The sequence below is a fragment of the Klebsiella sp. RC2 genome, from assembly GCF_014192815.1.
Lineage (GTDB): Bacteria > Pseudomonadota > Gammaproteobacteria > Enterobacterales > Enterobacteriaceae > Klebsiella > Klebsiella variicola.
This window is the reverse complement of sequence record NZ_JACHYL010000003.1, coordinates 418,233-430,499: the sequence shown is the minus strand read 5'-3', so window position 1 is coordinate 430,499 and position 12,267 is coordinate 418,233. Positions and strand designations below refer to the sequence as shown.

Here is a 12,267-nt window from a genome sequence, read left to right as displayed (position 1 = left end):
ATAAGCACTATCTTTTCGTTAACAAGGATAAGTCCTTATTTGCAAAAATCGCACCAGAGGAGAGGGCCGGGCGATCGTTTGCGGAAAAAACAGACGCTATTCAGCCTAACGTATTGTTATGCCGAAAAGAGAAAATTGCACAAGTCATGCGATTTTCTGCAATCCATTGCGCAAACCGTGCAAATTATCACGATGTGATGCATTAACTAACCCTGCGTTTGCACCAGCGCAGGGCATCATGCCCTGATTCAGCGCAGCGGATCCGGGCCCGGCATCAGTTGGCCATTCTCTTTAAGGCGGTTGAGTATCACCGCGGTTTTCAGGTGGGCGACCCCTTTGTTTTGCGCCAGAATATGGCTGATCAAATGGCTCAGACCGGGCAGGTCCGGGACCGTCACCCGCAGCAGATAATCGGCGTCGCCGGTGGTTTTCCAGGCGTCCAGGATGGCGTCCACTTCACTGAGCATCTGGTGAAAGCTCTCCACGCATTGCGGGGTGTGATTCAGCAAGCGCACTTCTATCAGACCCAGCATTTCCTGTCCGGCAGCATCCGGCGCCAGCCGCGCGTGATAGCCGAGGATAAGCTGCGCCTGTTCAAGGGCGATGCGGCGCCGTGAACACTGGGAGGCGGACAGGCCGATGAGATCGCTCAGTTCCTGATTGGTCAAACGGCCATTGGCCTGCAGCAGGGTGAGAATTTTCAAATCATAGTCGTCGATGTTGTACATGGTGGCCACTAATGGAACGTCAGAGTGGTTAACAGCCTAACAGCTTTTTGCCCGCCGTGAAGTCTGACGACAGGGCGACGACGTCGGCGCACCAAAACGGGTCAGCTTTATGCATGAGGAGGCTATTTTTCTCATGATATGTGCGATTTCAGGCGGTTTATTGCGCGTTATGTTTGGCCTGGCGGCGCATGACTCACGCCCCAGAGCAGACGGATAAATAATATTTTAATAAAATTCAATATATTGCTCTTGCTCTTATGGCGGGATGCTGCGCCCTGGCCTGAAAGTTGCTATCGCCGAAGGTGACTTTTTTACAGACAGGGGCAGGTCAGAGATGACAACGCAGCAAGAGCATCAGTTAAAACGTGGGTTAAAAAACCGCCACATCCAGTTGATCGCCCTCGGGGGCGCGGTCGGCACCGGACTGTTTTTAGGTATCGCGCAGACGATCCGTATGGCAGGCCCCTCGGTCCTGCTGGGCTACGCCATCGCCGGAGCGATCGCCTTCTTCATCATGCGACAACTTGGCGAGATGGTGGTAGAGGAGCCGGTGGCGGGGTCGTTCAGCCATTTCGCCAACCGCTACTGGGGGCCTTTCGCCGGGTTTATGTCCGGCTGGAATTACTGGGTGTTGTATGTGCTGGTGAGCATGGCGGAGCTGACGGCGGTGGGGATCTATATTCAGTACTGGTGGCCGGAAGTACCCGCCTGGCTGTCGGCGGCGATCTTCTTCGTGGCGATCAACGCCATCAACCTGACGAATGTCAAAGTGTATGGCGAGCTGGAGTTTTGGTTCTCGATTGTCAAAGTGGCCGCCATCATCAGCATGATCGCCTTTGGCAGCTATCTGTTATTTAGCGGCCACGGCGGCCCGGCGGCGACGGTGGCCAACCTGTGGCAGGACGGGGGATTTTTTCCTAACGGTATCACGGGCTTAGTAATGGCGATGGCGGTAATCATGTTCTCCTTCGGCGGCCTTGAACTGGTGGGGATCACCGCGGCGGAAGCCGACGAACCGCATAAAACCATTCCTAAAGCCACCAACCAGGTGATCTATCGCATTCTGCTGTTTTATGTGGGGTCGCTGGCGGTCCTGCTGTCACTCTACCCCTGGCGGAACGTCGTGGAGGGGGGGAGCCCCTTTGTGCTGATCTTTCATGCCATTGACAGCAATATTGTGGCCAACGCTCTCAATCTGGTGGTGCTCACCGCCGCGCTGTCGGTCTACAACAGCTGTGTGTACTGCAACAGCCGGATGCTGTTCGGCCTGGCTCAGCAGGGCAATGCTCCGCGGGCGCTGCTGCGGGTTAACCGCCGGGGGATCCCGTTGACCGCGCTGGCGGTATCTGCCGTCGCCACGGCGCTTTGCGTGGTGATTAACTATGTGATGCCTGGTAAAGCGTTTGGCCTGCTGATGGCGCTGGTGGTGGCGGCCCTGGTGATTAACTGGGCGATGATCTGCATCACCCATCTCAAGTTTCGTCGCGCTATGCAGCGGGCCGGGAAGGTAACGGCCTTCCAAAGCCTCGGCTATCCCCTGACTAACTGGCTGTGCCTGCTGTTTCTCGCCGGGATCCTCGTGGTGATGTATCTGACTCCCGACATCCGCATCTCCGTCTGCCTGATCCCGGTATGGCTGCTGATCCTCGCCGCAGGCTATCTGCTGCGGAAGAAAAGCGCCCCGGCGCTGGTGGCGATGAAAGAAGGTTAATCGCCAACACCCTGCCGGGCGGCAGGGTGATATTCTCATCGTGAAAATAACGTCAATACTTCTAGTGGATTTTATAATTCCTATAAATGATAACCGGACATGTTAATCTGGGAATAGATGACATGAACATGCTTTTTATTGATCTTGCGTGGCGCTTTGGTAATATCCCGACGGCATTCAGGTTTATTTTATAATGCCACCGAATGGAATAGTAAAATACATAATGGAGTATGGGATGAAGCATGTTCATAAACTGGTCTGGATAGGCCTGTTCGTCAATATTATTATCTGTTTTGTCGCTCGAAATTTATTACTCGATGAAGGACAGCTGAACTTTCATCATCGGGCGGACAGCATGTGGTCCTGGCTGGTGCTCGCTCTGTTTATCGCCGTGGTGGTTCAGGCCGTCAGTATTATGTTGTCGGGCCGCTATCCTTATCTGGCCATCGTGCTGGCGTTTATTGGCGGTATCGTGATGGTGCCCGCCAGCATGATCTTTCTGGTTGGCTGTATGTTCAGCTTTCAAACGCGGATTAACGCCGGTTTTACCCCGTGGCGGTCAACAACCGGGGCGATGGGCCGCGACGATAATCACCAGCTATTAACCTTTAATGCATCCGGTTTTTATCCGCAGGGGGCGCTGGCGCTCATCGCCGGCATTATTATCTTAATGATTGGCATGGGTATTGGCGGGGTATTTATTGCCGCCGGCATTGTTGCGCTGTGCAATGGCTATCGTCTGCAGAATCGGGTGGTGATTGGCGTGAGCGGCGAGTCGATGATATTTACACCGGGGCTCTATGCCGATACCTACGTTATTCCGTTAGGTGACGTTGTGCTGGCTGAGCGCGGGAATAATGATGCGAAAGTTCGGCTACGGATCCGTTCCAGCGGCAGAAGCTTCACGTTGCGTAAAAAACTGCTCGCCGGCGATAACGTTAATGATGCCTTCGCCGCCATTCTGGCCAAACTGTCCACGGTTTAAGGCCGACGGGGAAGGGAAGCCGCCAGGAGAGAAACACCTGGCGGCGAAAGCGTGGGTTAGCATGCGCGTTCATCGCGCCAGCCTGCACCCACGCCCTACAGCACCAGGTTGCATGTTAATCCACGTTGGTAAAATAATCGCGCGCGGCGGTCTCGACGCGTTTCGCATCCAGCCCGGTCTTCTCAGTGATCTGTTCGATAAACGGTTTAAATTTTTCGTCCATCACGTTACCCCCGTCCCAGTGGGCGACGTAAAATTTGCACTGATAGCGATAAAAATGGAGAGTGGTATCTCCTAACGTGTAGTACATGAGCTTCTCCTGTCCATTAATACGGTCGCGGCGTCCACAGCGTCAGCAACCCTTTTCTCATCACGATCGAACTGCTCTCTATCCTCCTCCCAATTGGCTGAAATTTCCAGCGGTGCTTTGCGCTATAAAGCAGGATAAAGGAGGGTTAGATTGCGGACGAGTAGTGATTTTTTCTGAAATGGATCGGAGGAACCGGTTACCTGCGGGATGCGCAGATAACCGGAGAGCAGGCAGGATTAGCGCAGCGCGTTGCGCTCGTCGTCGGTCAGGTCCAGGGTCTGCACCATGCCGCTTTCTGCAGCGCGCACCGCCGCTTCCAGAACGGCCATTACCGCCAGCGCTTCAACCGGCGGCACCGGATTGGCGATCTGACCCTTCAGCGCGTCGCGGATCTGCATATAGTACTGGCGCTGATCGCCCTGCGGAGTGGCCTGAGAGTGGGCCTGCAGCGAGGCGTCATAGATCACCAGCTTGTCATCATCCTGACCCCAGCCGGCGCTTCCGGGCTCCACGCCCGCCAGCAGCTGGCTCTCCTGCTGGTCGGCCCGCGCTTTGATAACGCTGCCTTTATCGCCGTGCACGGTGAAGCGCGAGGAGCCGCCCGCGACCAGCATGCTGCAGTGCAGGATCGCTTTATGCGCCGGGTAGTTTAATACCACATGCGCCCAGTCGTTGATCTCCGCGCCGTCGCGCAGGGTGGCGATATTGCCTTGTACCGACTGCGGCAAACCAAACAGCTGCAGCGCCTGGTCGATCAGGTGGGGCCCCAGATCGAACCATAAACCACTGCCCGGGACGTTCTGCTCACGCCAGCGGACGCGGACTTCCGGACGGAAGCGGTCAAAATGCGACTCGAAGTGTTTCACCGTGCCAATGGCGCCCTGCTCAATGACCTGACGGATCCCCTGGTAGTCGCTGTCCCAGCGGCGGTTATGGAAGACCGAGAGCAGGCGCTGTTTCTCCTCAGCCAGGGCGATCAGCTCCCGGGCTTCCTGCATATCGAGGGTAAAAGGTTTATCCACCACCACATGCTTGCCGGCGTTCAGCGCCAGGCGGGCCAGCGGCGCGTGGGTGGCGTTGGGGGAGGCGATGACCACCAGATCGACATCCGGATGCTGAACCGCTGCCTCCGGGGAAGCGATGACCGTGACATCCGGCAGGTCGCGTTTGACTTTCTCTTCATCGCGCGAGGCGACGAACGCCAGATTCAGACCCGGCACTGAACGGATAAGCGGCGCGTGGAAGGTCTTACCGACGAAGCCATAGCCAATCAGGGCGATATTTATTGTGTTGTTACTCATCAGGTTCTCCACGCGGTTAAGCGTCAGCAATATGTACAGAGAGGGCGGGGTCATCCCCCAGCTCAGCCCAGGGACGATCAAGAAAAAGATGGTGAATGTCGCTGAGCCCGGCCACCAGCCACGGCTCGCAATGGTTGACTTTGGTATGGTCTGCCACCAGCCAGTGCTCTGCGCTGGCGGCCAGCATGGCGCGCTTCACGTCAGCATCGGCCTCCTGGCTCGCGCTCAGCCCCAGCCCGGCATGAAGCGCGCAGGCGCCGAGAATGGCGATGTCGGCCCGGTAGCGGGCGACCAGCGACAGCGTAGCGCTGCCGGCGAACAGCCGCTGTTCACTGTCCCACTGGCCGCCAAGCAGGATCAGCTGGATATCGGTACGGTCGCTAAACAGCTGGGCGATATCCAGCGAAGGCGTGATCACGGTCATCGGCCCTTTAAGCTGAGCGGCGACCGCCAGCACCGTGCTTCCGGCGTCGAGAAACAGCGTCGAGCCGAGGGGGATGCGCGCGGCGACCTGCTGACCCAGGCGCTGCTTGGTCTGGGGGAGCAGGGCGTTTCGACCCTGGCGCGTCATCGCCGGGACGTTAAGAGCGATGGCGCCGCCGTGGCTTTTCTGCAGGACACCCTGTTTTTCCAGCTCGCTCAGATCCCGGCGAATGGTATCGGCGGAGACCTGGAGCCCTTCGACCAGTTCGCTGATGCTTAGCTGGCCGTTTTCACTCAGCCTGTCGAGGATGTGTTTTTGTCTGGCGAGCTTATGCATGGCAAGTGACCCCGCAAATTAACGCAATAAACAGCATAATACAGCAATGAGTGACAAAATAAACCGCAGAAAGACGCATTGAGATCGGCAAAACGGGAAGAACTTGATTTCACTACGCTTTAACGTTAAATGAGGAGTGCAGCGCGACCCGGGGCGAAAGCGCTTTTTAATGAAGCTATTAGCCCAACTTACTGGGCAATAAAAAGCGAAAAAGCGCGCTTTCGCGTACCTTATAGAGAGTGCGCGCAATGTGACAGGTATGGATTAACGGAGGTTGAGTGGACGCGATTAAAGGCTCGGAGTTGCAAATACCGGACGCGATCTTCGCGTGGGTGCTCGACGGACAGGGGGGCGTGAAGCCGCTCACCGATAACGATATTATCGACAAAGACAAGCCCTGCTGGCTGCATCTGAATTATACCCACAGCGACAGCGCCGACTGGCTGGCGGCCACCCCGTTGCTGCCCAATAACGTGCGTGACGCCCTGGCGGGAGAGAGCACCCGGCCACGGGTGACGCGGATCGGCGACGGGGCGCTGATAACCCTGCGCTGCATTAACGGCAGTACCGATGAGCGTCCCGACCAGCTGGTGGCGATGCGTCTGTATATGGACGAGCGGCTGATCGTCTCCACCCGTCAGCGCAAGGTGCTGGCGCTGGACGATGTGCTGGGTGACCTGAAGGAGGGCAATGGCCCGACGGACGGCGGCAGCTGGCTGGTGGAAGTCTGCGATGCGCTGACCGATCATGCCAGCGAGTTTATCGAACAGCTGCACGACCGCATTATCGACCTGGAAGATGACCTGCTTGACCAACAGGTGCCACCGCGGGGTTTTCTCGCGCTGCTGCGTAAGCAACTGATTGTGATGCGCCGCTATATGGCGCCGCAGCGCGACGTTTACGCCCGACTGGCCAGCGAGCGGCTGCCGTGGATGAGTGACGATCAGCGGCGGCGGATGCAGGATATCGCTGAGCGGCTGGGGCGCGGTCTGGATGAGATCGACAGCTGTATCGCCCGGACGGCGATCATGAGCGACGAGATCGCCCAGATTATGCAGGAGTCGCTGGCGCGGCGGACTTATACAATGTCGTTGATGGCGATGGTGTTTCTGCCCAGCACCTTTTTAACCGGCCTGTTCGGCGTCAACCTTGGCGGGATCCCGGGAAACAGCTGGCATCTGGGGTTTAGCCTCTTCTGCCTGATGTTAGTTGTTGTCATCGGTGGTGTTGCGTGGTGGTTACATCGCAGTAAATGGTTGTAAAGAATCGCCTTTTAGCGGCCGCATTGCCGGGAAAACCCGGCAATGTTTGAGCGAAATCAATAAACCACCTACCCATTCAGGGCAATATCTCTCTCGCAGGTGAATGCAACGTCAAGCGATGGGCGTTGCGCTCCATATTGTCTTACTTCCTTTTTTGAATTACTGCATAGCACAATTGATTCGTACGACGCCGACTTTGTTGAGTCGGCTTTTTTTTTGCGCTCTCCGGACCAGCTTCTACGCTTACTAAGACACCCGACGGTCTTCAGGCCGTTAAGCCTGCGGGTACGCCCGTATTACTCTCCGGGAGGCCTCTATGCATTACGCTTCAGGGCTGACAGCCCAGTCTATCCCCATCTCACCCGAGCCGAACGATCCGGCTCCTTTACCCGACCCACGACCGCGTCCGCAGCCGCAGCCCGATCCGCCGCCTGACGAAGAGCCGATTAAATTGTCGCATCAGGCGCGGAGATCTGCGAGGATACGCGCCTGCAGATTGTCCGTCCTTTAATACGAGAATACATTGTGACCGCTTTTTCTACCCTGACTGTTTTACCTGCCGCCCAATTAGCCAACCTTAATGAGCTGGGTTATCTGTCGATGACCCCGGTTCAGGCCGCCGCCCTGCCGGCGATCCTTGCGGGGAAAGATGTGCGCGTGCAGGCAAAAACCGGCAGCGGAAAAACGGCCGCATTCGGGCTGGGTCTGCTGCAGCATATCGATCCGGCGCGCTTTGAAACCCAGTCGCTGGTCCTGTGTCCGACCCGCGAGCTGGCCGATCAGGTTGCCGGTGAGCTGCGTCGCCTGGCGCGCTGCCTGCCGAACATCAAGATTCTGATGCTCTGCGGCGGGCAGCCCTTTGGCGCCCAGCGAGATTCACTCCAGCACGCCCCGCATATCATCGTCGCCACCCCGGGCCGTCTGCTCGATCATCTGCAGAAGGGGACGGTCTCCCTTGACGCGTTGCAGACCCTGGTGATGGATGAAGCGGACCGCATGCTCGATATGGGCTTCAGCGACGCCATCGACGAGGTGATCCGCTTCGCGCCGGCTGACCGGCAGACCCTGCTGTTTTCCGCCACCTGGCCGGCGGCAATCGCGGCGATCAGCGGCCGGGTACAGCGCAATCCGCAGACAATTGAGATCGACACTGTCGATGCGCTCCCGGCGATTGAGCAGCAGTTCTTTGAAGTTTCCCGCCACGGTAAGATTGCCCTGCTGCAGCGCCTGCTCAGCCAGCATCAACCCGCATCCTGTGTGGTGTTCTGCAACACCAAACGCGATTGCCAGGCGGTCTGCGATGCGCTCAACGCCGCCGGGCAGAGCGCCTTGTCGCTGCACGGTGATCTCGAGCAGCGCGACCGCGATCAGACGCTGGTGCGCTTCGCCAACGGCAGCGTCCGGGTTCTGGTGGCGACCGACGTCGCCGCCCGCGGCCTCGACATCAAATCCCTCGCGCTGGTGGTGAACTTCGAGCTGGCCTGGGATCCGGAGGTGCATGTTCACCGCATCGGCCGTACCGCCCGCGCCGGCGAACAAGGGCTGGCCATCAGCTTCTGCGCGCCGGAAGAGGCGCAACGCGCCACTATCCTGGCCGACATGCTGCAGCTTTCCCTGAACTGGCTGCCGGCGCCGACGGGCAACACCACCATCGCGCCGCTGACGGCGGAGATGGCCACGCTGTGTATCGACGGCGGTAAAAAGGCGAAAATGCGCCCGGGAGATGTGCTGGGAGCCCTGACCGGGGATATGGGTTTTGACGGTGCCGATATCGGCAAAATTACCGTCCATCCGGCTCATGTCTATGTGGCGATCCGCCAGAATATGGCGCAGAAGGCGTATAAGCAGTTACAAAATGGCAAGATTAAGGGCAAAGCCTGCCGCGTTCGACTGCTGAAGTAAGGGCAGGTTAGTGCGTCTCAGGCGGCTGCCTGAGACGCGTGAGGGTTACTTCACTTCCACCACGTTCAGACGCAGTTCATCGAGACGGGCGTCTTCTTCTTCCGGCTGCCAGCCGGCGGGTTGCAGGGGAATCTCTTCCCGGTCAAACGCCAGATCGCCACCGTCCACCACCTCGGAGCCGTGGGTGATACCTTTAAAATCAAACAGATTGACATCGCTCAGATGCGAAGGCACCACGTTCTGCATCGCGCTGAACATGGTTTCAATGCGCCCAGGATAACGCTTATCCCAGTCGCGGAGCATATCGGCGATCACCTGACGCTGCAGATTTGGCTGCGAACCGCACAGGTTGCACGGAATAATCGGGAAGCCTTTGGCCTGGGAGAAGCGCTCGATGTCCTTTTCGCGGCAGTACGCCAGCGGGCGGATGACGATGTGTTTGCCGTCGTCGCTCATTAGCTTCGGCGGCATCCCTTTCATTTTGCCGCCGTAGAACATATTCAGGAACAGCGTCTGCAGGATGTCATCGCGATGATGGCCGAGGGCGATCTTGGTCGCCCCGAGCTCGGTGGCGGTACGGTAGAGGATGCCGCGACGCAGGCGAGAGCACAGCGAGCAGGTGGTTTTCCCTTCCGGGATCTTCTCTTTGACGATGCCGTAGGTATTCTCTTCGACAATCTTGTATTCCACGCCCAGCTGCTCAAGATACGCCGGCAGAATATGCTCCGGGAACCCAGGCTGTTTCTGATCGAGGTTCACCGCCACCAGCGAGAAGGAGATGGGCGCGCTTTTCTGCAGATTACGCAGGATCTCCAGCATGGTATAGCTGTCCTTGCCGCCAGAAAGACAAACCATAATGCGGTCGCCCTCTTCAATCATATTGAAGTCGGCAATCGCCTCACCGACGTTGCGGCGCAGACGTTTCTGCAGCTTATCGATGTTGTATTTTTCTTTTTTACTGATTTCTTGATTTTGCAGCATGTAATAGTGGCTCAATTCATAGTGTGGCATCAGAAGAGCACGCGTTCTGCCAGCCTGGACAACGTGGCGCTGGCGCGTAGCAATTAATGAGGTCTGACAGACAACCGTGGCGTGTATGGTACGGATTCAGGGGCAGAATGTCAGCATCTTTCCGGCACTTTCCGCTGCGGGCAGGCAGGCGGAGGCGGTGTAAGCGGAAATAAAAAGCCCGCCGGGCGGCGGGCTGTGGCGTTAACGCACCACCAGGACTGAGCACTCGGCGTGGCGGACCACCGCGGCGGCGTTGGAGCCCAGCAGATAGGTGGTGATATCTGGCCGGTGCGACGCGATGATCACCAGGTCGGCGGGTAGCGACTTGGCCAGCGCGAGGATCTTATCTTTTGGCGACCCTTCGGCGACGTGAAAATGCATCCGATCTTCCGGGATGGAAAATTGTTTGGCGATCTCTTTAAGCTGCGTTTCCGTTCCTTCGCGCAGCTCATCCATACCCGGCAGTTCAGCGGTGTAAGCCATTCCCAGTGAGGCATAATAGGGCAGGGAAGGGATCACGGAGAGGAAATGGACCTCGGCGTCGTCAATCCGTGCTTCCGATTCAACGTGACTGATAATGCGTTCAGTAAATTCTTTATCAGAGATATCGATAGGGACAAGAATCATTCTGCTCATAAAAACCTCCTGTTTAAGTATCCCCTCACATTGTACGGCATTAGAGCACGTTTTGTATCATGACCGTGGTCACACTTTGACATTAACGTGGCTTGCGTTCGGGGAATTTCCCTTTGATCACGCCGTCATAAAATCGTCCTTTTGACACCACCTGTAAAAAATCGCGGAAAATACGCGGTGGCACGCCGGTATATTGCAACGGCGGCTGGTGATAAAAATAGATTTCCAGTGTGGCGGAGGCGTCATCGTAGGCGACAGAGATAATTCGGGATGATTTTACCGGGTGATGATGCATGGTGGACGTCCTCGGGCAAGCACTGACTGAGCACGACTATATCACTAAATGGACGGCTATTTTAACCAGCGGGATATATTGTTTTGTTTTATCTACTGTACGGCGGGAGGAAGAAGCCCGCCGGAACCGGCGGGCTGGCGCATCAGAACTGGTAAACCAGGCCCAGGGCGACGATGTTGTCGGTAGAGATACCGTTGTCTTTGTAGAAGCTGTCGTTGTCATCCAGCAGGTTGATTTTGTAATCAACGTAGGTAGACATATTACGGTTGAAGTAATAGGTAGCGCCAACGTCCATATATTTGACCAGATCTTTATCGGCGTAGCGGCCGTTATTATAGAGATCTTTGCCTTTGGACTGCAGGTAGGAGATGGCCGGACGCAGGCCGAAGTCGAACTGATACTGCGCGGTGACTTCGAAGTTTTGCGTTTTATTGGCCACGCCGTCATTGCCGTACGGGGTCATATTGCGGGTTTCTGAGTACATGGTCGCCAGGTAGATATCGTTGGCGTCGTACTTCAGGCCGGCGGTCCAGGCTTCGGCTTTATCGCCGCGGGCGTTGGTCTGGGTCATCTGATCGTTGGTACGGTCAGAAGAGGTGTAGGCCGCTGCCGCGCTGATGCCCATGCCGAAGTCATAAGAGGTGGAGAGACCGAAGCCATCGCCATTGTCGAAGCGAACATCGCTGTCGCTGCTGCGGTTATTGGTGCCGACGTTGATATCCTGCGCGTTCTGACCTTCGTTTTTACCCTGATACTGCAGGGCAAAGTTCAGACCCTCCACCAGGCCAAAGAAATCGCTGTTGCGGTAGGTCGCGACGCCGTTGGCGCGGCCTGCCATAAAGTTATCCGCATAGGTGTAGGAGTCGCCGCCGAACTCCGGCAGCATATCGGTCCAGCCTTCGACGTCGTACAGCACGCCGTAGTTACGACCGTAGTCGAAGGAGCCGTAATCGCCGACTTTGATACCCGCGAATGCCAGACGGGTCCACGCCTGATCGCTGGAGCTCTCGGTGTTGTTGGCCTGAACGTTATATTCCCACTGACCATAGCCGGTAAGCATATCGTTGATCTGGGTTTCGCCTTTAAAGCCGAAACGCAAATAAGTTTGATCGCCGTCTTTTTTCGAGTCGCTGGAGAAATAGTGCAGACCGTCTACCTTGCCATAGAGATCTAATTTATTTCCGTCTTTATTATAAATTTCCGCCGCATGGGCGGCACCGGCGGCTAATAAAGCCGGAATAACGAGGGCCAGTACTTTTCTTTTCATGAAGAAATTCCTTTAACTGTTTTTATGTTTTAGCTTCCGGGAAGGAAGTGAACTCATGCTAAAGGAGCGGTCTGAGATATGGTAAGACTCAATTGTTAC

The 12,267-nt window shown here is 56.6% G+C and carries 13 protein-coding genes; 5 read left to right on the top strand and 8 right to left on the bottom strand.

Translation table 11 applies throughout. The features are described from left to right. Positions 1–248: 248 nt before the first annotated feature. Positions 249–728: an Lrp/AsnC family transcriptional regulator gene (locus tag FHW76_RS11660; RefSeq protein WP_008805158.1), complete on the bottom strand. Its 480-nt coding sequence runs from the start codon at positions 726–728 to the stop codon at positions 249–251. 334 nt (positions 729–1,062) lie between these two features. Here FHW76_RS11660 and FHW76_RS11655 point away from each other — a divergent pair, with 334 nt between their 5' ends. Both FHW76_RS11655 and FHW76_RS11650 read left to right on the top strand, forming a co-directional pair. Then, complete coding sequence (locus FHW76_RS11655; protein WP_008805157.1) at positions 1,063–2,439, top strand: amino acid permease; 1,377 nt, start codon at positions 1,063–1,065, stop codon at positions 2,437–2,439. Positions 2,440–2,674: 235 nt separating this feature from the next. Next, the gene (locus FHW76_RS11650; protein ID WP_008805156.1) at positions 2,675–3,424 is read left to right on the top strand and encodes a hypothetical protein; all 750 of its coding nucleotides are present in this window, start codon (positions 2,675–2,677) and stop codon (positions 3,422–3,424) included. 115 nt (positions 3,425–3,539) lie between these two features. Here FHW76_RS11650 and FHW76_RS11645 read toward each other — a convergent pair whose 3' ends face one another. The 3 genes from FHW76_RS11645 to FHW76_RS11635 all read right to left on the bottom strand — a co-directional run bounded on the left by FHW76_RS11645 (position 3,540) and on the right by FHW76_RS11635 (position 5,795). Beyond that, a complete protein-coding gene (locus FHW76_RS11645; RefSeq protein WP_008805155.1) occupies positions 3,540–3,734 on the bottom strand; it encodes a hypothetical protein in 195 nt (64 codons plus the stop codon). A gap of 236 nt (positions 3,735–3,970) precedes the next feature. Continuing rightward, positions 3,971–5,089 (bottom strand): oxidoreductase, encoded by a 1,119-nt coding sequence (locus FHW76_RS11640; protein WP_072274385.1) that lies wholly within the window; start codon positions 5,087–5,089, stop codon positions 3,971–3,973. Next, on the bottom strand, positions 5,052–5,795 hold the full coding sequence (locus FHW76_RS11635) for a DeoR/GlpR family DNA-binding transcription regulator (RefSeq protein ID WP_012541956.1): 744 nt from the start codon (positions 5,793–5,795) through the stop codon (positions 5,052–5,054). The genes FHW76_RS11640 and FHW76_RS11635 overlap by 38 nt, the downstream gene beginning before the upstream one ends. Positions 5,796–6,073: 278 nt before the next feature. Between FHW76_RS11635 and zntB the strand changes: the two genes are divergently transcribed. From zntB to dbpA, 3 genes are all read left to right on the top strand, one after another. Continuing rightward, a complete protein-coding gene (gene zntB / locus FHW76_RS11630; RefSeq protein ID WP_008805152.1) occupies positions 6,074–7,057 on the top strand; it encodes a zinc transporter ZntB in 984 nt (327 codons plus the stop codon). 334 nt (positions 7,058–7,391) lie between these two features. Beyond that, positions 7,392–7,568, top strand: coding sequence for a hypothetical protein (locus FHW76_RS26590; protein ID WP_369707647.1), 177 nt, complete (start codon positions 7,392–7,394; stop codon positions 7,566–7,568). 14 nt (positions 7,569–7,582) lie between these two features. Beyond that, positions 7,583–8,959 (top strand): ATP-dependent RNA helicase DbpA, encoded by a 1,377-nt coding sequence (gene dbpA / locus FHW76_RS11625; RefSeq protein ID WP_032732890.1) that lies wholly within the window; start codon positions 7,583–7,585, stop codon positions 8,957–8,959. A gap of 45 nt (positions 8,960–9,004) precedes the next feature. On the opposite strand, the gene ttcA is transcribed toward dbpA, so the two are convergent. The 4 genes from ttcA to ompK37 all read right to left on the bottom strand — a co-directional run bounded on the left by ttcA (position 9,005) and on the right by ompK37 (position 12,168). After that, positions 9,005–9,940, bottom strand: coding sequence for a tRNA 2-thiocytidine(32) synthetase TtcA (gene ttcA / locus FHW76_RS11620; protein ID WP_008805150.1), 936 nt, complete (start codon positions 9,938–9,940; stop codon positions 9,005–9,007). Between the two features lie 231 nt (positions 9,941–10,171). After that, on the bottom strand, positions 10,172–10,606 hold the full coding sequence (gene uspF, locus FHW76_RS11615) for a universal stress protein UspF (RefSeq protein WP_008805149.1): 435 nt from the start codon (positions 10,604–10,606) through the stop codon (positions 10,172–10,174). An 82-nt stretch (positions 10,607–10,688) separates the two neighbouring features. Next, a complete protein-coding gene (locus FHW76_RS11610) occupies positions 10,689–10,901 on the bottom strand; it encodes a KTSC domain-containing protein (RefSeq protein ID WP_008805148.1) in 213 nt (70 codons plus the stop codon). A 142-nt stretch (positions 10,902–11,043) separates the two neighbouring features. Further along, positions 11,044–12,168 carry a porin OmpK37 gene (gene ompK37 / locus FHW76_RS11605; protein ID WP_016160893.1) on the bottom strand — a complete coding sequence of 375 codons (1,125 nt, stop codon included), beginning with the start codon at positions 12,166–12,168 and terminating at the stop codon, positions 11,044–11,046. Between the last annotated feature and the right edge of the window lie 99 nt (positions 12,169–12,267).

Excerpts from the sequence above, each read along its gene's own strand:
- FHW76_RS11660 (WP_008805158.1), bottom strand. The coding sequence starts at position 728 with ATGTACAACATCGACGACTATGATTTGAAAATTCTCACCCTGCTGCAG.
- uspF (WP_008805149.1), bottom strand. The coding sequence starts at position 10,606 with ATGAGCAGAATGATTCTTGTCCCTATCGATATCTCTGATAAAGAATTT.
- FHW76_RS11610 (WP_008805148.1), bottom strand. The coding sequence starts at position 10,901 with ATGCATCATCACCCGGTAAAATCATCCCGAATTATCTCTGTCGCCTAC.
- FHW76_RS11640 (WP_072274385.1), bottom strand. The coding sequence starts at position 5,089 with ATGACCCCGCCCTCTCTGTACATATTGCTGACGCTTAACCGCGTGGAG.
- FHW76_RS11655 (WP_008805157.1), top strand. The coding sequence starts at position 1,063 with ATGACAACGCAGCAAGAGCATCAGTTAAAACGTGGGTTAAAAAACCGC.
- FHW76_RS11645 (WP_008805155.1), bottom strand. The coding sequence starts at position 3,734 with ATGTACTACACGTTAGGAGATACCACTCTCCATTTTTATCGCTATCAG.
- FHW76_RS11635 (WP_012541956.1), bottom strand. The coding sequence starts at position 5,795 with ATGCATAAGCTCGCCAGACAAAAACACATCCTCGACAGGCTGAGTGAA.
- FHW76_RS11650 (WP_008805156.1), top strand. The coding sequence starts at position 2,675 with ATGAAGCATGTTCATAAACTGGTCTGGATAGGCCTGTTCGTCAATATT.
- ompK37 (WP_016160893.1), bottom strand. The coding sequence starts at position 12,168 with ATGAAAAGAAAAGTACTGGCCCTCGTTATTCCGGCTTTATTAGCCGCC.
- ttcA (WP_008805150.1), bottom strand. The coding sequence starts at position 9,940 with ATGCTGCAAAATCAAGAAATCAGTAAAAAAGAAAAATACAACATCGAT.